This is a genomic window from Brevibacterium sp. (assembly GCF_022712115.1).
Lineage (GTDB): Bacteria > Actinomycetota > Actinomycetes > Actinomycetales > Brevibacteriaceae > Brevibacterium > Brevibacterium salitolerans.
Map to the genome: position 1 here is coordinate 1 of NZ_JALAHB010000128.1, position 18,241 is coordinate 18,241.

At 71.3% G+C, this 18,241-nt stretch carries 14 protein-coding genes; 8 read left to right on the forward strand and 6 right to left on the reverse strand.

Translation table 11 applies throughout. The annotated features are described in order from the left end of the window. Positions 1-16 precede the first annotated feature (16 nt). The 6 genes from Q0A33_RS07410 (at position 17) to Q0A33_RS07435 (ending at position 8,013) form a co-directional block, all read left to right on the forward strand. A complete protein-coding gene (locus Q0A33_RS07410) occupies positions 17-1,291 on the forward strand; it encodes a TRAP transporter large permease (protein WP_291794802.1) in 1,275 nt (424 codons plus the stop codon). A gap of 49 nt (positions 1,292-1,340) precedes the next feature. Continuing rightward, positions 1,341-2,102, forward strand: coding sequence for an aldolase/citrate lyase family protein (locus Q0A33_RS07415; protein WP_291794803.1), 762 nt, complete (start codon positions 1,341-1,343; stop codon positions 2,100-2,102). After that, entirely contained in the window at positions 2,099-3,070 is a 972-nt protein-coding gene (locus Q0A33_RS07420; RefSeq protein WP_291794804.1) for a C-terminal binding protein, read from the forward strand. Before Q0A33_RS07415 ends, Q0A33_RS07420 begins: the two co-directional genes overlap by 4 nt. A gap of 476 nt (positions 3,071-3,546) precedes the next feature. Continuing rightward, a complete protein-coding gene (locus Q0A33_RS07425) occupies positions 3,547-5,664 on the forward strand; it encodes a TRAP transporter permease (RefSeq protein WP_291794805.1) in 2,118 nt (705 codons plus the stop codon). Continuing rightward, positions 5,661-6,821: a TAXI family TRAP transporter solute-binding subunit gene (locus tag Q0A33_RS07430; RefSeq protein WP_291794806.1), complete on the forward strand. Its 1,161-nt coding sequence runs from the start codon at positions 5,661-5,663 to the stop codon at positions 6,819-6,821. Before Q0A33_RS07425 ends, Q0A33_RS07430 begins: the two co-directional genes overlap by 4 nt. Positions 6,822-6,843: 22 nt before the next feature. Continuing rightward, entirely contained in the window at positions 6,844-8,013 is a 1,170-nt protein-coding gene (locus tag Q0A33_RS07435) for an aromatic acid exporter family protein (protein ID WP_291794807.1), read from the forward strand. Between the two features lie 27 nt (positions 8,014-8,040). On the opposite strand, the gene Q0A33_RS07440 is transcribed toward Q0A33_RS07435, so the two are convergent. Next, complete coding sequence (locus Q0A33_RS07440; protein WP_291794808.1) at positions 8,041-8,922, reverse strand: glycosyltransferase; 882 nt, start codon at positions 8,920-8,922, stop codon at positions 8,041-8,043. Between the two features lie 26 nt (positions 8,923-8,948). Then, on the reverse strand, positions 8,949-9,683 hold the full coding sequence (locus Q0A33_RS07445) for a TetR family transcriptional regulator (RefSeq protein WP_291794809.1): 735 nt from the start codon (positions 9,681-9,683) through the stop codon (positions 8,949-8,951). Positions 9,684-9,875: 192 nt separating this feature from the next. Here Q0A33_RS07445 and zapE point away from each other — a divergent pair, with 192 nt between their 5' ends. Further along, positions 9,876-11,624, forward strand: coding sequence for a cell division protein ZapE (gene zapE / locus Q0A33_RS07450; RefSeq protein ID WP_291794810.1), 1,749 nt, complete (start codon positions 9,876-9,878; stop codon positions 11,622-11,624). A gap of 103 nt (positions 11,625-11,727) precedes the next feature. On the opposite strand, the gene Q0A33_RS07455 is transcribed toward zapE, so the two are convergent. Next, on the reverse strand, positions 11,728-12,138 hold the full coding sequence (locus Q0A33_RS07455; RefSeq protein WP_291794811.1) for a DUF1801 domain-containing protein: 411 nt from the start codon (positions 12,136-12,138) through the stop codon (positions 11,728-11,730). A 102-nt stretch (positions 12,139-12,240) separates the two neighbouring features. Next, complete coding sequence (locus Q0A33_RS07460) at positions 12,241-13,248, reverse strand: aldo/keto reductase (protein WP_291794812.1); 1,008 nt, start codon at positions 13,246-13,248, stop codon at positions 12,241-12,243. A gap of 326 nt (positions 13,249-13,574) precedes the next feature. On the opposite strand from Q0A33_RS07460, the gene Q0A33_RS07465 reads away from it, so the two are divergent. After that, a complete protein-coding gene (locus Q0A33_RS07465; RefSeq protein WP_291794813.1) occupies positions 13,575-14,498 on the forward strand; it encodes a class I SAM-dependent methyltransferase in 924 nt (307 codons plus the stop codon). Between the two features lie 66 nt (positions 14,499-14,564). Here the strand turns inward: Q0A33_RS07465 and Q0A33_RS07470 are convergent, their stop codons facing one another. After that, entirely contained in the window at positions 14,565-17,033 is a 2,469-nt protein-coding gene (locus tag Q0A33_RS07470) for a pyruvate dehydrogenase (RefSeq protein WP_291794814.1), read from the reverse strand. A 6-nt stretch (positions 17,034-17,039) separates the two neighbouring features. Next, positions 17,040-18,071 (reverse strand): 1-aminocyclopropane-1-carboxylate deaminase, encoded by a 1,032-nt coding sequence (locus Q0A33_RS07475; RefSeq protein WP_291794815.1) that lies wholly within the window; start codon positions 18,069-18,071, stop codon positions 17,040-17,042. Positions 18,072-18,241: the final 170 nt, after the last annotated feature.

Genomic DNA, 18,241 nt, shown 5'->3' on the forward strand with positions numbered 1-18,241 from the left:
CAGCTGAGGACCCATCATGACGCTCACCGTACTTCTCCTGTCCCTGCTGGCCTCACTCGCCTTCGGCCTGCCGATCGCCTACGGCCTGCTCGCCTCCAGCCTCCTCGTCATCGTCCTCTTCGCCCCCGGCGTCTCACTGGGCATGCTCACGCAGACGCTCACCACCGCGAACGACTCCTTCCCCATCATGGCTGTGCCGTTCTTCATCCTCGCCGGCCTCATCATGGGCCGCGGCGGGATCTCCAAGCGGCTGTTCGACACCGCGAACGCCTTCGTCGGCCACATCCCCGGAGGCGTCGGGGTCGCAGCCGTCCTCACCGCGATGTTCTTCTCCGCCATCTCCGGCTCCGGCCCGGCCACCGTCGCCGCCGTGGGCGGCATCATGATCCCCGAGATGGTCCGGGTGGGCTACTCGCGGAAGTTCTCCGCCGCGCTCATCGCCGCGGCCGGCACGATCGGCGTCGTCATCCCGCCGTCGATCCCGCTCGTGGTGTTCGGCGTGGTCACCGGCACCAGCATCGGCGATCTCTTCCTCGCGGCGGTGCTCCCCGGCATCCTCATGGGCCTCGTCCTCATCGCCTGGGCGATCTGGCACGCACGGACCCACGGCGTGGGCGGCACCGGCCGGTCCACTTGGAAAGAGCGCCTCTCCGCCCTCAACCGCGCCAAGGGCGGCCTCCTCCTGCCCGTCATCATCCTCGGCGGGATCTACGGCGGCATCTTCACGCCCACCGAGGCCGCCGTCATCGCAGTCGTCTACGGCGTCGTCCTCGCGCTCCTGGTCTACCGGGAGATGCGCCTGCGCGATCTGCTCGAGACCTTCGTCAACGCGACGCTGACCACGAGTGCGCTGATGTTCATCGTGGCCGCGGCGGCGATCTTCGGCCGGATCCTCACGATCGAGAACGCCCCGGAGACGATCGTCGCTGTACTCACGGCGATCTCGGACAACCCCGTCGTCATCATCCTGCTGGTCAACCTCCTGCTCCTCCTGCTGGGCACCTTCATGGAGACGATCGCGGCGGTGACGATCACCGCGCCCATCCTCGTCCCCGTCCTCAGTCTGGCGGGCCTCGACCCGGTGCACATCGGCGTGCTCATCATCGTCGTGCTCTCCTTCGGCTTCATCACCCCGCCCCTGGGCGTGAACCTGTTCATCGCCGCGGGCGTGGCGAAGGTGAGGACCGGCGAGGCCATCGTCGCGGTGGCCCCCGGGTTCGTCCTGCTGGTGGCGGTGGGGCTCATCGTGAGCTTCGTCCCCGCGCTGTCCATGTTCCTGGTCGGATCCTGAGCACGGCTCGGCGCACCCGCACATCTCCCCTACACCGAAAGGAATCGCAATGGCACACTTCCGCACCTCCCACCTCGAGGCACTGCGCGGCGGCAGCGTCTACCACGGCATGTGGCTGGGCTCCGACAGCGCCGATCTCGCCCGCCTCTCCTCCTCCGTGGGCTACGACTACGTCTGCATCGACATGCAGCACGGCTTCGCACGGGCCGGAGACGTGGTGCGCCTCTCGGACGCGATCCGCTCCGGCGGCGACGCGATGGTCGTGGTCCGCGTGCCGGAGAACGACTTCACCCTCATCGGCATGGCCGCGGACGCGGGCGCCGAGGCCGTCATCGTGCCGCTCATCGACTCCGTCGAGGACGCTCGACGGGCAGTCGCCGCGCTCCGCTACCCGGATGCCGGGGGAACGCGCTCCTGGGGACCCAACAACGCCTTCATGACCGGCGACGAGCCCGGTTGCGCGAGCAGGCCGCTCCTGCTGCCCATGATCGAGACGGCGGGCGGGCTCGCCGCCGTGGAGGAGATCGCGGCCCTCGACGGGGTCGACGGCCTCTACATCGGCCCCTCCGACCTCTCCTTCGCGGTGGGCTCGCGGCCCGGCCCGGAGGAGCAGGCCACGACCGAGGCCATCGCGCGCGTCCTCGCGGTGACGCAGGAGCACGGCAAGATCCCGGCCGTGCACACCGGCAACGGCGAGCAGGCCCGCATGCGCCGCGAGCAGGGCTTCACCTTCATCACCACCTCCTCGGACACCGGTGCCGCCCGCGCCGCCTTCGCCGCCGATCTCGCGGCCGGCAGGGGCGCGGAGTGAGGGCGCGCCGCGTCGTTATCACGGACCAGAGCTTCCCCGGCCTGGCGCACGAGGAGCGCGCCGCGGCCCGCGCGGGAGCCGAACTCGTCGTCCGCAGCGACGTCACGGCGGAGGCGGAGGTCGTTAAGCTCACCGCCGGCGCAGACGTCGTCATGCTCGCGTACGCGGAGATCACCGATCGCGTCCTCGCAGGGCTGGCGGAGGGCGCCACCGTGATCCGCTACGGGATCGGCTACGAGACGATCGACGTGGAAGCGGCCGCGCGGCACGGCGTGCGCGTGTGCAACGTGCCGGACTACGGCGCCGACACCGTCGCGGACCACACGGTCATGCTCGCGCTCGCGGTCCTCCGCCGCGTCGCCGACTACCACGCCCGGATCACCGCCTCGGAGAGCGGCTGGGTCTCCGCCACGGACCTCGGTCCCATCGCGGCGGTCTCCGACGTCACCTACGGGCTCGTGGGGACCGGGCAGATCGGGCGGAAGGTGGCCGCCCGCGTCCGGGCCTTCGGCGCCGAGGTCATCGCCTACGACCCCTATGCGGACGCCGAGGCCGTGGCCGCGGAGGGGATCACGCTCACGGACTTCGACACGCTCCTCGAGTGCGCGGACATCGTCTCCGTCCACGCCCCGCTCACCCCCGAGACCCGGCACCTCATCGACGCGCGGGCGATGGCCGCCATGAAGGACTCGGCGATACTCGTCAACACCGCACGGGGAGCCCTGGTGGACACGCGTGCCGCCGCCGAGGCCGTCTCCGCAGGAAGGCTGGGCGGCCTCGGCCTCGACGTCCTCGAGTCCGAGCCCCTCGAGGAGGGCCACCCGCTCAGGACCGCACCGCGCACCCTGCTCACCCCTCACGCGGCGTTCTACTCGGAGCGCTCGCTTACGAACCTGCAGCGGTTCGCGGCCGAGGAGATGGAGCGCGCGCTGCGCGGAGAGCCTCTGCGCTGCCAGCTGCGGCGCTGACCGCGGCGGACGGGAGCGGGCCGCCCGCGCGCTCCTGTCCGCCGCACCCTGCTCACCGCAGGCGGATCGGTGGGACGACGGGTGCGACCGGCGGCGCCTGCCCTCCGCGTCCTGCGTATGACGGCGCACACTGCGCAAGAACGAGACTGGAAATACAATAATATTTTCCATATTATTGACCAGTGAGGCAATAATAAGCGCCGATTCAGGTATTTCACGCTCATAGTGTGGAGATTGTCGCGCGGTCTGCGCAGCAGGCTGTACATTATTGTGGTCCCGGTTACGGGTGTGATATAGACCACCGGCCATGCGCGGCTCCGCGTCTCGTCGGCCCCACACCCCTGCCCGGAAGCCGTCCCCGGCAGCGTGCGAGGCCTTCGCAGCGCTGCCGCCCGGCATCCGGAACCGGGAACGGGGAACGACTCCGGCCGCTCCCGCAGAACAGCCGTCAGCCCACCATCCACGATGAGGTGCACATGAGCACGCCACGCAATGACGCCGCGGCCTCTCCCCCGGGAGAGACCGCCCCCGTGCCCGAGGCAGAGGTGACCGCACAGTCACCCGCCTCCGCTGACGTCCCCGCCGCGAATCTCGACAGCCTCGACGACCCCGCGGAGGGGTCCGGTCCCGGCCTGCCGCTGGCGTGGCGCATCGTCGTCATGGTCCTCACCCTCGCGGGCGTCCTCCTGGTGCTCAACCAGGCGTTCCTGTGGGATCTGGGCGGCTTCTCGATGCTGACCAACAGCTTCCTCTACTTCCTGCTGGCGGCGTTCCTCCCCATCGTCTTCATCGTCTTCCCGCTGCGGAAGAAGCCGACCGCGCCGCGCACCTCGGTCCCCTGGTACGACATCGCACTGGCGGCGCTCACGCTCGTCGTGACGATCTACCTGGGCGCCAACGGCCAGCGCATCGCCGAGCGCGGCTGGGACTACATCGCCCCCACGCTCGCCACGGTGGCGTCCTTCGTGCTCTGGATCATCGTCCTGGAGGGGCTGCGCCGCACCGCCGGCCTCGTGGTCACGTGCATCGCGTTCGTGTTCTCCCTCTACCCGGTCTTCGCGGCGGGCATCCCCATCACCTTCCTCGAGGGCATCCCATTCTCCCTTCCGCTCACGGCCCAGATCCACGCGATGGGCGTCGACTCCATCCTGGGCCTGCCCCTGCAAACGGCCGCGACGATCCTCGTGGGCTTCCTCATCTTCGGTGTGGCACTGCAGTTCTCCGGCGGCGCCACCTTCTTCTACGACCTCGCCATGAGCGTGTTCGGCCGCTACCGCGGCGGCTCCGCCAAGGTCTCCGTCGTCTCCTCCGCGGCGATGGGCATGATGTCCGGCTCCGCCGTCTCCAACGTGCTCACGACCGGCCCCATGACCATCCCGGCGATGAAGCGCTCCGGCTTCCCCGGCCGCTACGCCGCCGGCATCGAGGCCACGGCCGCCACCGGCGGCACCATCACCCCGCCCATCATGGGCACCGCGGCCTTCCTCATGGTGAGCTTCGTGGGCGTGCCCTACGGCGAGGTCGCCCTCGCCGCCGCCATCCCCGCGTTCCTCTACTACTGGGGCATCTTCCTGCAGGTCGACGCGTACTCCGCCAAGAGCCTGCTGCGCGGCATGCCCAAGGCGGAGCTGCCCAGGGCACTGCCCACCCTCATGAAGGGACTGCCCTACGTGGCCGCCCTCGTGGGTCTCGTCCTCCTCATGGTCGTGACGAAGAACGAGACTCAGGCGCCGTTCTGGGTGATCGCCTTCCTGCTCATCTGCATGCTGTTCATGAAGAAGCACCGGCTCACCCCGCGCGCGTTCCTGGACTTCGTCTACGCGAGCGGCAAGACGGTCGCGGAGATCGTCGGCATCATCGCCGGCGTGGGCCTGATCGTGGGCGGTCTGTCCATGACGGGCGTGAGCCTCTCGCTGGCCACCGAGCTCATCCGCCTCGTGGGGGACAACCTCTGGCTCATGCTGCTCGCCGGCGCGGTCACCTCGTTCGTCCTCGGCATGGGCATGACGGTCTCCGCCGTCTACGTGCTGCTGGCGATCGTGCTGGCGCCGGCGCTCACCACCGAGCCCTTCGTGGTGTTCGGCGAGACCATCGCGGTGAACCCCATCGCCGCGCACCTCTTCGTCATCTACTGGGCGACGGTCTCCTACATCACCCCGCCCGTCGCGCTGGCCTCCTTCGCGGCGGCCAACATCGCAGGCACCCCCGCGATGGCCACCTCGATCACCGCCATGCGCCTGGGCGCGGTGAAGTACATCGTGCCGTTCGCGTTCGTGCTCAACCCGGCGCTGGTGGCCCAGGACTCCACGTTCGTGCAGATCGTCCTCGCGCTGCTCACCGCCATGGTCGGCGTGTACTTCCTCGCCTCGTCGTTCGAGGGCTTCCTCACGCTCAACGGCCGCCGGATCGGCATCGTCGTCCGGCTCGTGCTGGCAGCGGGCGGACTGCTCATGTTCTGGCCCACCACCGCGTCCGCGTTCATCGGCCTGGGCGTGGGGATCGCGGGCGTCCTCCTCGCCTATGTCCTCGGGACCAAGCCCGAGGCCGCCGTCACGGCGACAGCCACCACCACGAACGGAAAGGCCCAGTCATGAGACGCACCAAGGCACTCCTCGCCGGGCTGGCCACGGCCGCGCTCCTGCTGACCGGCTGCCAGACCTCGACCGAGACGACCGAGAGCGGCCTGCGCGACCCGCTCGTCTTCGCCACCTACGGCACCGGCACGGCCACCTACGCGGACCTCGCGGCCGTCTCCAACCAGGTCTCCAACGACACCGGCGCGCGTGTGCGCATCATCGCCTCGGACACCGCCATCGGACGTCTCGCGGCCGTGAGAGCGGGCGCTGCGGCGATGGGACGCCTGGGCGACGAGTACATCTTCGGCTTCGAGGGCGTCAACGAGTTCGCCAACGAGGACTGGGGACCGCAGGACACCCGCGTCGTCTGGGCCCCGCACTCCGCGCACTCGCTGCTCACCCGCACGGCGGACGGCATCGAGACGCCGGCGGACCTCAAGGGCAAGAAGGTCCCCTACATCACGGCGAACCCGTCCGTGAACCAGAAGATCGACGCCTACCTGGCCTACGGCGGGCTCACCCGCGAGGACGTGCAGTCGGTGAACGTGGCCTACGGCGAGCAGACCGAGGCCCTCAAGCAGGGCAAGATCGACACGCAGTACCAGCAGGTGTACGGCTCCGTCATCTACGAACTCGAGTCGCAGATGGACATCTCCTGGATCGATCTGGATCCGGACGACACGGAGGCCGTGGACCGGCTGCACGAGCTCGCGCCGTCCGTCAACGTCCTCCCCTTCGAGGGCGCGCCGGCGCAGGAGGAGGGCGAGTCCACCAACGGCTTCGTCTACTCCCTGCCGATCTCCGCCTACGCGGACGTCTCCGAGGACGAGGTCTACGCGCTCGTCGACTCGATCGCCCGGACCTACCCCAAGTACGAGAACGCGACGATCAACATGCCGCGCTGGGATCCGGAGACGGTGGAGGACACCCCGCGCGAGGTCCCCTACCACCCGGGCCTCATCCGCTGGCTCAAGGAGCACGACCGCTGGACCGAGGAGGCGCAGGCGAAGCAGGACGAGCTCGTGGAGCGCGGCGAGAAGCTCGACGAGGAGTGGGCGGCGTTCATGGAGACCGCCGGCGACTACTCGGACGAGGAGATGCTGCCCGCCTGGATCGAGTGGCGCGCGGAGCACGGCCTCGCCAAGGGCACGGACGATCCGGACGCGATGGGCTGAGAACCCGCTACGCTCGGAGAGCATGAAGCCACCCGCACAGAGCACCCCGCCGGATTCCGGCGGGGTGCTCTCGCATCCCCTCGCCCGGCTGCGCGGCCTCCCCCGGCGCACGCTCGCGGCCGTCCGCTCCCTCCCCTCCCGGCCCGAGGCCGTCACGGACCTCCTGCAGATCCTCAAGTCCGTGGTCGCGGCCACCGCAGCGTGGTGGCTGGCGGTGAATGTGCTGGAGTCCCCGGTGCCGTTCCTGGCCCCGTGGGTCGCCCTCCTCACGGTCTTCCCCACGCTGTACCAGTCCGTCCGCCACGGGCTGCAGTCCACCGTGGCCTCCTGGATCGGCGTGGGCCTCTCCTTCGTGATCGGCAGCTGCCTGGGCGTGAGCCTGTGGACGTTCGCGCTGGCGCTGCTGGCGGGACTGGTGCTGGCCCGGGTGCCGGGCCTGCGCTCGGAGGGCGTCGCCGTCGCGACCACTGCGATCTTCGTGCTGGGAGCGGGCTTCGACGAGCAGGCGCCGCTGCTGGACGACCGGCTCCTCGAGGTCGCGGTGGGTGCCGGGGTCGGCATCGTCGCGAATCTCCTCCTCATCCCGCCGCTGCGGGACCGGGAGGCCGCCCGCTACGTGGACAGCATCAACCGCCGCATGGGCGGGATCCTCACGAACATGGCCGAGGAGTTCGAGAGTTCATGGGACACGGACCGGGCCGAGGCCTGGATGGCGGAGACGGAGACCATGAGCTCCGATCTCGACGCCGCCTGGCAGGCCGTGCACAGCGCCCGTGAGAGCAGGTGGGCGAACCCGCGCCACCTCCTCCTCCGCCGCTCCGGGTCCGGCGGCCGTGAGGTGGGGTACGAGGAGATCCTCATGCGCGCGGACGAGAGCGTCTCCCACCTGCGCCATCTCGCACGGACCCTGCGCGAGGCCAGCGTCGCGGACGGTGACTGGGACGCCCGCTTCCGGCGCGAGTGGACGGCGATCCTCCGGGACGCCGGCCGTGCGATCGCCGATCCCGAGGCGGAGGTGGAGCCTGTGGGCGCACGCCTGGCGGACCTCGCCGAGGCGATGTCCGCCGACAGCTCGCTGCCCCGCTCCACCTGGCCGCTGTACGGCTCGCTCCTCACCAGCGCCCAGCAGATCGTGCGGATCGTCGACGACGTCGCCTCCGCGCGAGAGGCCCGCGAGACCGAGGAGTCCTGAGGGCCCGCTCACCGCCCCGCCCGCCACTCATGCCATCACCCGCTTCGCCCCCGGCAGCAGGGCGTCGTCGCTCACGGCCGTAGACCTGTCTGCCGCCCGTCCCGGCGCTCCCGCTCCGCCAGCGGCCTGCGGCTGGCCCCCTGTCCGAGGCTCCCACCCCCGCTCCTGTCGGCAGGACCGTGCCGAGCAGGAACACGAGGATCCGCCGGACCGCCTCCGTGCTGTAGAGGAACTGCGGATCCTCCGTGAGCGGACGGTGCATCCGCCCGACTCCCAGCCGGTGCGGACCACACGCACCAGAGCGGGCACGTCCCCATCGGCCGCCAGCACGGCGCCCGGCGCATCGCGCACGCCCTGGACATCGAAGGCATAGGAGCGCTGGCCCACGGCGAACGCCTCCAGCATGACCCGCGGCAGCCCCTCCCACTGTGCGGTGTGCACGAGGGCGTGCGCACCCGCCAGCGCCTGCCGGGCGTCGCCCCAGCCCGCCACGTGCACCACGCCTTCCAGCCCGCGCCGTGCCGCCTCCCTCCGCGTCCGCTCCAGCCGCTCACCCACACCGATCATCGTCAGTGAGAAGCCGAGACCCGCACGGTGCAGCTCCGCCGCTGCCGCGACGGCGAAGTGCGGGCACGTGCGCGCGGTGTGCTCACCGATCCAGGCAAGGCGCAGGGGCCCGTCCGGCGGCGTCGTCCGCGGGTACCGGCTCAGGCCCAGACCCACCCCCGCACGGATCCGCTCCACCGCGTGCGGGGGCATCCGCTGCCGGAACCACGCCTCGTCGTCGGAGTTGAGAGTGATGACGGCCGAGGTCCGGGCGAGGAGCTGGTGCTCGACCGCCTGCCAGAGGCGGTCCTGGGGCGTCCGTCCGCCACCGGCAGCAGCACCAGGCCGGCGCAATCGGCGCACTCGCGGTTCCGGATAGCGGGACACGCTCAAGGAGACGGCTGCCGGGGAAAGGTCGTCAGGAAGCGGACGAGGGCTCCCTCGATCTCGGGGTGCGCACCGGAGGCCGGGGTCACGCCCTCCGCGGCAGAGCTCCCCGGTTCCGCAGCAGAGCCCCTTGTCCCCGAGGCGGAGGTCCCCGCCTCGGAGCCGCATGAGAGAAGGCCCCCCGGCGCGGGCGCATAGAGAAGGCGGACAAGCATCCCGGTGAGGAAGTCAATGAAGCCTGCGGCATCGGCTTCCGGCGCCCTGCTGCCCAGTCTCGCCATGAGGTCCCCGGCGAGCTCCCGGGAGAACAGGCAGCGCAGGAGCGCGGACCTCAGCTCGCAGTCCTCGGCCGCCTCGGGAAGGAGGGCGAAGACGGCGAGCGCCTGCTCCCGCCTCTCGCCCGCCAGCCGGAGCAGCTGGTCCGCGGCGAGCGCGGCCGCCTCATCGGCGGCGGAAGCCGGAGGCATCGCCGCAGAAGTAGACGCCGGGGGCACCGCCGCGGCAACGCCGGCCCCGCGCGCAGCGGCGTCGAAGGCCTCACGGGAGAGCACACGGATCCGCTCGACCGCCGCCGTGATGAGCGCCTTCCGGGTGCGGAAGTGATAGGAGGCCGAGCCTGCGGAAAGACCCGCCCGCGCATCGACGGCCTTGTGCGTGAGGGCCCGCGCCCCACCGGCGGCGAGCACCGCGATCGCACTGTCCGCGATGAGCGCGCGTCGCACATCCCCTCGTGACATGGCCCCCTCCACCCCTCATACCTCACTGCCGTCATGCCCGGCCGCCTTCGCGCCCCACCGGCATCGTCGGACTCACCGCCGCTGCCGGCTCTCGGATCTGCCGGCATCATCCGGCCCACCGACACCTCCACTCTACAGGTGTAGAGTGAAGATATTTCCTCTACACCTGTAGCGGGAATGCGAGGAGGAATCATGCACGCTCTCGAGGCCGGCGCAGCCGCCCGCTCCGCACCCCGCCCCGCCTCCGGTCGTGCCCTCCGCCGCGCGAAGGCGGCAGGACGCCTCGCAGCGCGGGGGCGCCCGGGATTCCGCGCCGCTGCAGCGCAGACGGGGTTCGCCTACGATCCGGGACAGCGGCAGGCGAGAGCAGTGCTGGAAGAACGTCTCCCGCCCCACCTGCACGGCTGGTACCTGTGGGGGCCGGTGGGGCGGGGCAAGACCCACCTGGCGCAGCTGCTCTTCGACACCCTGCCCACCGACCGCAGAGTCCGCTTCCACTTCCACGACTTCTTCCGGGACCTGCACGCGGAGATCACACGGACACGGCAGCCGGTGCGCGAGGCGATCGCCCGCACCCTGCGCTCCGCCCGGGCCGTGATGTTCGACGAGTTCCACGTCCACGACGTCGCCGATGCCTCGTTCCTCACCTCCACGCTGCGCGTGCTCGAGGAGAACGGCACCCTGCTCATCGCCACCTCCAACTACGCTCCGGAGGCGCTGCTGCCCAACCCCCTCTTCCACGAGCACGCGCTGCCCGCGATCGCACTCCTCACTCGGGGCCTGCGAATCGTCGAGGTTCCCGCGGGACCGGATCATCGCGAGGATCTGCACCGGGACCTGCGCGAAGAGCGGCACGCACAGCCGCACAGCGGACTGCACGGGGGAGAGCACGCACCCCCGGTGCCCTCATTCAGTTCCGGATCCTGGAGGGTGATCGACCCGGAGGAGCCCGCGGCGGCCTCGGGGCCCTTCCCTCCGGACACCTTCACCTTCCACGAGCTCTGCGAGCGTCCGGTGGGCCCGCATCAGTACCTCGCGCTCGCGGAGCGGCTCGCCGCCGTACGCGTCGTCGAGGTCCCGGACCTGGCGCGGGCGGAACGTGATCCGCTCCAGCGGTTCGCCACGCTCGTCGACGTCCTCCACGACCGGCAGGTGCCGCTGCACGTGACGAGCTCCGCCGCGCCCGACCGCATGCTCAGCGCCGCGGAGCCGCCCCTCGACGCCGCGCGCACGGTCAGCCGGCTGCGATCGCTGAGGCGGCGCGGGAGAATGGTGAGCATGACCGCACCCCAGCACCCGGCCTCGCCAGATCAGCCGGCCCCGTCACCCACCCCGGCTCCTCCGCTCACGGCCGCGCAGATCGTCGCGCACATCCGCTTCGTCCAGCCCGGCATCGACAAGACGAGCGCGCTCATGCTCCTCTACTTCGTCTCCGGCTGGCTGGAGGCCTGGCACGAGGCGCCCGTGGTGGACAGCCGCTTCGAGGCGTGGGAGTACGGCCCCACGGACCCGCAGGCGCACGCGGAGTTCAGCTCCACCTTTCCGCAGCGGCTGAAGCGCGGGGACGAGGACGCGGAGGTGATGCTCACGCTGGAGGTGGACGCCGTGATCCGCTGGGGGCTGGGAGAGGCTGCGGGCCTGCGGACTGCGGCGCCGTCCTCAGTACTCATCGGGAGGGCCCGTGCCACCTCGGCCTATGCCGAGACCGTCGCCCGCGCGGACGAGCCGCCGGCGTTCGCCTCGGGTCCGGATATCCCGCCCGGGCTCCTGCGGGACTGCTTCCGCGAACTCGCGCGCGCGGTCCCTACCGGGGAGGCGGACGGACCGGAGAGACCCGCCGCCGAGGCCCTGGCCGAGCACCGCAGGCAGGTCCAGGCCCGCTCGCTCCGGAATCAGCTGGCCGAGCGATTCGACACCGGACCCGGCCTCAGTCCGGCCTGACCACGCCGTCGCCGCGCGGCTCCGGCGGCCCGGCCTCAGCGGCCTGCCGGCAACCTCAGTGGCCCGGCCGCAGCGGCCTGCCGGACGCCGCCGGAGCCTCGGTTCAGTCCCGCTCCTCGCAGAGGCGGGCGGCGGCGAGGAGCAGCGCGGTGAGGTCCACGCGGTGTTCCTCCACCTCCTCCGGGGTCCGCGGCTTCACGTGCCGCATGACCGCGGTGCCCTCGAGCAGCCCGGAGGGATCCGGCAGCCGGGAGCCCTGCAGCAGGGTCAGCGACACCCACCTGCTGTGAGGCGTGACCGCCGCCATCCCCCACCCGTTGTATCCGTACTGGTGAGCGGCGTAGCCGATGCTCGCATCGACCTCGTCCACGGAGTGCTCGACGTCCGGCAGCGTCTCGAGGACGAGGGCGTGCAGGGCCAGATACGTCTGAGCGATCGGCTCGGGGCGGTCCTCGACGAGCCGGGCCAGCTGGGCAGGGGTGGGGGCGGTGATGTGCGGATGCGTCTTCGCCATGCCGCCGAGCATACGGCCGCCGGCGCACACCTTCCATCCGCGTGCGCGCACCCGCTCCATCCGCGTGTGCCTGCGACTGGCCGTCCCGTCACGGGAACGCGCTCAGGCGAAGCGGGCCGAGGCCGCGTCCAGGCGTGCGATCTGCGCATTCGTGAGGGCAACGGCCGGTGCCGCCACCAGGGCCTCGAGCTGCTCCGGGGTGCGTGCGGAGGCGATGGGGGCCGTCACTCCCTTCGCCAGCAGCCACGCCAGGGCGGCGGAGGCCGGCTGCGCCGAGGCGTCCTCGGCGACCGCGACGAGGGTCTCGACCAGCTCCACGGCGCGGCCGTCGGAGAAGCCGCTGAGGAATCCCTCGCGGGCAGCACCGGAGAAGTCCTCTGCCGTGCGGTACTTGCCGGTCAGCAGACCGGAGCCCAGCGTGTAGTACGGGAAGACTGCAAGCCCGTGCTCGCGGGCGACCGCGCCGTACCCGCCGGTGCCGTCCGCCCCGCCCTCCACGTCGCCGCGGTGCACGAGCGAGTACTGAGGCTGGATGGCGACCGGGACGGTGAGCCCCTCGGCCTCGGCGGCCGCAATCCACGCGCGCTGGCGCGCCGGCGAGAGGTTGGAGATGCCGATGTGGCGGATCTTCCCCGCCTTGACCAACCCGTCGAAGGTGCGGGCGAGCTGCTCCGGGGACTGCGAGTCGTCGTCGAAGTGCGCGTAGTAGAGGTCGATGACGTCCGTCTGCAGGCGGCGGAGGGAGTCCTCGACGGCTGCGGTGACGTTCTCCGCGCTCAGACCGGGGCGCTCGCTCCAGGAGCCCACCTTGGTGGCGAGGAAGACCTCGCCCCGGCGGCCGGTGGCTGCGAACCACTCGCCCAGGATCGTCTCCGACTCGCCGCCCGAGTTGCCGGGCACCCACTGGGAGTAGCCGTCCGCGGTGTCGATGTGCTGGCCACCCGCGGCGAGGAACGCCTCGATGACGGCGAACGACTGCTCGCGATCACTGGTCCAGCCGAACGTATTGCCGCCCAGCACCAAGGGCAGTGCGGGGCGGTGGAGGCGCGGGTCCACTGCAGCGGTCTGCGCGGCTGCGGCTTCCGTCGGGACGGTCTGGCTCTGAGTCATCGTGCTCCTCGTGTCGTGGGCGAGAGGTCCTCGGACCATGTGCGGAAGGGCGGCCCCGCGGGCCGCGCCCGTCGTCTCAACGCAGGATGCGCCCACGCTGTTCCAGCGGGCGCCCTCGCGGCGCAGGCGGGAGTCCTCGCTGGGCGGGCGCGCCCCGGCGTGTGCCGGTGTTCCCACCAGGGGCTCACCCTCCGCACAGGACAGTCTCCCCGCCTCCCGAGCGCAAGCCCCTAGGATGGGTGGGCACGAGTCAGAGGTCGGTGCCACAGGCGCCCGGCGGAGGATGCGCCGTGTGGTCCGAGCCGCTCCGGAGGGAGAGGAACACGATGACGCACGAGGCCGACAGCGCACCCGCCCACGACCCCAGTGACGCACAGGCGCACGACCACAGCGAGTTCTGGGAGGAGAGCCTCGACTCCGACTGGACGGAGCGCGGCGTCGGCTACCAGGCACTCGGCCTGGCCTTCAACTCGTGGATGTACCGGGTGCGTGAGGAGATCTTCCTCCGCACCGCCGGCCGGGCCGGGGTGGGCAGGGGCACGCGCATCCTCGACGTCGGCTCCGGCACGGGCCTCTATGTGCGCTGGTGGTCGCGCATGCACCCCGCCGAGGTGACCGGCAGCGACCTCACCGCCTCCGCTGTGCGCAATCTCCGCGAGCACTTCCCCGGGCACCGCTTCGAACAGCTCGATATCACGCGCGGCACGGGTCCGTTCGAGCCGGGGTCCTTCGACGTCGTGTCCTGCATGGACGTGCTCTTCCACATCACGGATGACGCCGCCTACCGTGCCGCGCTGCGCAACATCGCGACACTGCTGAAGCCCGGCGGGACCTTCGTCCTCACGGAGAACTTCGTACACAGGACGGCGGGCAGCGGGGTCTCCTCCGGCGGGCAGAACGGGGCCGAGGCCGCGGGCACCCCAAGCGGGACCGGCGACACGACCGAGCCGGGTGCCGCCCATGAGCGCCGCGCGCACCAGACGAACCGGAGCCTGGAGTGGATCGAAGGGGCGCTCGCCGAGGCCGGCCTCCGCCTGGAGCATCGCTCGCCCCACATGGTGCTCATGAACGCGCAGGTGGACTCTCCCTGGCTGTGGCGGAAGCTCTGGGGAGGCGCGCTGCGGGCCGCGACGCTCACCGAGTTCACCGGTGAGCTGGCCGGCCGGGCGCTCTTCCCGCTCGAGCGCAGGCTCGCGCGCACACTGCGGGAGAGCCCCACGGTGGAACTCGCCTTCGCCCGGAAGGAGTGACGCTCTGCCTCGGCGACGAAGTGGAGCGCCCGGCGAACGGGCAGGGCGACTCAGCGCCGGATCCCCTCACCGGCCGGTGAGGTCCAGCCCCGCGCGGACGATCGAGTCCGTGTCGATGCCGTGGATGCGGTACGCCTCGCTCACCCCGGAGGCCTGGCCGAACTGCGTGACGCCCAGGTTCCGCGTCCGGTCCCCGCGCACACCGGCGAGGAACGCGAGCGTGTGCGGGTGCCCGTCCATGACCGTGACGAGCGGTGCCGGGCTGGCGGCGGGGAAGAGCTGGTCGACGATCGCGCTGCGGCGGGACTCGCCCACCTGCGAACGTGCCTGCAGCGAGCGGAACAGCCGCGCCGGGCTCGTCACGCACACCACTCCGGCACGCACGCCCAGTGCTTCCAGCCGCTCGGCGGCGGCCAGCACCTCCGTCATGATCGCACCGGCTCCCACGAGGGTGACGACGTCCTCGGCGGCGGGGTGCGCGCTGAGCCGGTAGCCGCCGGCCAGCACCTGCTCCCGGCGCCGCTCACGCAGCACGGGGTCGTTCGGCACCCGGGCCAGCGCCTGATCCACGGGCCGGGTCGAGAGCCGGAAGTACGCGGCCTCGCCTCCCTCGGCCTCGGGCAGACCCAGCCGGCGCATCGCATCCAGCATGGCCCACTCCAGATCCTGCGCGAACGCGGGCTCCCAGCTGGTGAGCCCGGGGATCTCCAGGGTGACGGAGGGCGTGTTGAACGACTGGTGCGCCCCGCCCTCGGGCGCCAGCGTCACCCCCGAGGGCGTGCCGATCACGATCGAGCGGCCCCCGGCGTAGAGGCTGAACGTCCACGGCTCCAGCGCGCGGTTGATGAAGGGGTCGTAGAGCGCGGCGATGGGCAGCAGCGTCCGTCCCCAGCGCGAGCCGGTGGAGCCCAGCTCGCCGGCGAGGGAGACGAGGTTGACCTCGGCGATGCCCAGCTCGATGTGCTGGCCCTTCTCCGTCTCCCGCCACCGCATGACCCGCTCGCGGTCGTCCGCGAACCAGTCCGCGCGGCCGGCGATCGACCACACGCCGGTCTTGTTGATCCACCCGCCCAGATTGGTCGAGGTCGCCACGTCCGGGCTCAGGGTCACCACGTGCGCGGCGACCTCCGGCTGCGCGCGGTGCAGATCGGAGAGGAAGCGGCCCAGCGCGGCCTGCGTGGAGGTCGTGGCCTTGGGCGAGTAGCCCAGCTCCGCCGGGATCCGCGGGCCGGACTCCTGCGGGATCGGCTCACGTCGCAGCCGTGCCGCGGCCTCGGCGAGCGCTCTGCCGGCCGGCGTGTCCGGGGCGAACCGCTGCCACGGATCGGAGACCTCCATGCCCGAGGCCCGGGCCAGATCCTCCATCTGCTCGCCTGTGAGCTGGGCGGCGTGGTTGCCGGGGTGGCCCTCCGTCGCGAGCCCGCGGCCCTTGATCGTGTAGGCGAAGACGACGGTGGGGCGGGTGTCGTCGATCCGGCCGAACGCGTCCACGAGGCAGGAGAGGTCGTGACCGGCGAGGTCGCGGACGAGCTCCGCGAGCTCCACCGGAGTGTAGGGCTCCAGCAGGGCGGCGAGCGCCTCACGATCCTCCGCGCCCATGCCGGCGAGCAGGCGCTCGCGCACCTCATCCGGGTGGGAGCGCAGGAGGCGCTGGTACTCCTCGTTGGGCATCTCGCGCATGCGACGCTCGAACACCGCACCGCCCTCGGCGGCGAAGAGCGCGGAGAGCCGCCGCCCCCACGTGAGCGTGAGGACCTGCCAGTCCGCGGCGGCGAACATGCCCTGGAGGCGCTGGATCTGCACGTCCGGGATGACCCGGTCCAGCGACTGCCGATTGAGGTCGACGATCCACACGACCTCGCCCAGACCTCGCACCTCGGGGTCGATGATCGCCTCCCACACCGCGCCCTCGTCCAGCTCCGCATCGCCCAGCAGCGAGTAGAAGCGGCCGGCGGGCGGCGTGGTCTCCGGGAACCGGTCGGAGAGGTAGCGGTGCGAGAGCGCGGCCCACACCGGAGCGGTCGCGCCGATCCCCACGGAGCCCGTGGAGAAGTCGACGGTGTCCGGGTCCTTGGTGCGTGAGGGGTAGGGCTGCAGACCGCCCTGGGCGCGAAGACGGGTGAGGTACTCCTCGCCCAGATCGCCCAGCAGGTAGTTGAGCGCGTGCAGCACCGGGGAGGCGTGCGGCTTGACGGAGACCCGGTCCTCGGCGCGCAGCCGGGTGAGCCACAGCGCGGTCATGATGCCGGCCATCGAGGCCGAGGACGACTGGTGCCCGCCCACCTTCACGCCGTCCGGGTTCTCCCGGCCGCGATTGGCGGCGTCGATGATCGAGGTGGCGAGCCACAGGACCCGCTGGGCGATCTCGTCCAGCACCTCTGCATCCGCAGAGGCCCGCAGCGGCCGGTCGTTGGCGCTGGGCGGGTCCAGCTGCGTGCTCGTCTCGAACTGGACGTGCTCCTCGTGTGCGTCGTGCTCCGGGCGTGCGGCCTCGCCTGCGTCCCGCACCGCGCGTGCGTCCTCGAACTGCGTCATGCCCGCTCAGTCCTCGAAGATCGCGCTGTAGGCGTTGAGGGCGAGCTGACCGCCCAGGTGCGCATAGAGGACGGTGTTCTCGCTCGTGAGCTCACCGGAGCGGATGAGGCCGAGGAGGCCGGCCATCGACTTGCCCTCGTAGACGGGGTCGAGGATGACGCCCTCCTGCTCGCCAGTGGTGCGGATGGCCTCCACGGTGGACTCGTCCGGGATGCCGTAGGCCGGGCCCTCCCAGCCGGAGCGGATGACGACCTCGTCCGGGCGGATCTCCCGCCCCAGGCCGATCTTGTCCGCCGTGGTGTTGGCGATCCGGGTCACCTGGTCGACGGTCTTCTCCAGCGTCGCGGAGGCGTCGATGCCGATCACGCGGCGCGTGCGGCCTCCCGCGTCCTCGATCTCCGCGAAGCCCGCGATCATCCCGGCCTGGGTGGAGCCGGTGACGACGCAGACGATGACGGTGTCGAAGAAGACGCCCATCTCCTCCTCCTGTGCGACGACCTCGTGCGCCCAGTTGGCGAAGCCCACCCCGCCCAGCGGGTGTTCGGAGGCACCGGCGGGGATCGGATAGGGCTTGCCGCCGGCGGCCTCGACGTCCTCGAGCGCCTGCTTCCAGGAGTCGCGGATGCCGATGTCGAAGCCTGCCGAGTCGAGACGCACGTCCGCACCCATGATCCGGGAGAGCTCGATGTTGCCGACCTTGTCGTTGACCGGGTCGTTCCAGTCGACCCAGCGCTCCTGCACCAGACGCGCCTTGAGGCCCAGGTGCGCCGCGACCGCAGCGACCTGGCGGGTGTGGTTGGACTGGTAGCCGCCGATCGAGACGAGCGTGTCCGCCCCGGATTCCAGGATGTCCGGGACGATGTACTCGAGCTTGCGGGTCTTGTTCCCGCCGAATGCCAGACCGGAGTTCACGTCCTCACGCTTGGCGAAGATGCGCGGACCGTTCTCACCGCCCACGTGCGCGGCCAGACGCGGCAGTTCGTGGATGGGGCTGGGGCCGAAGGTGAGCGGGTAGCGGGGCAGATCTGCAGTCGCCATGGGAATGCCTCTCGTCGTGCGGCGCGGACGCCGGGGTGCGGCCGGCATCCGAACACGACCGGCTCACATTGATATGCAGTATATTGCGTGGTGCAGATCATAGAATCACACACGATTCATCTGCATGTCCAGACCGTCCCGCTCCATGGCCCCGAACTGGCCCTGACCGC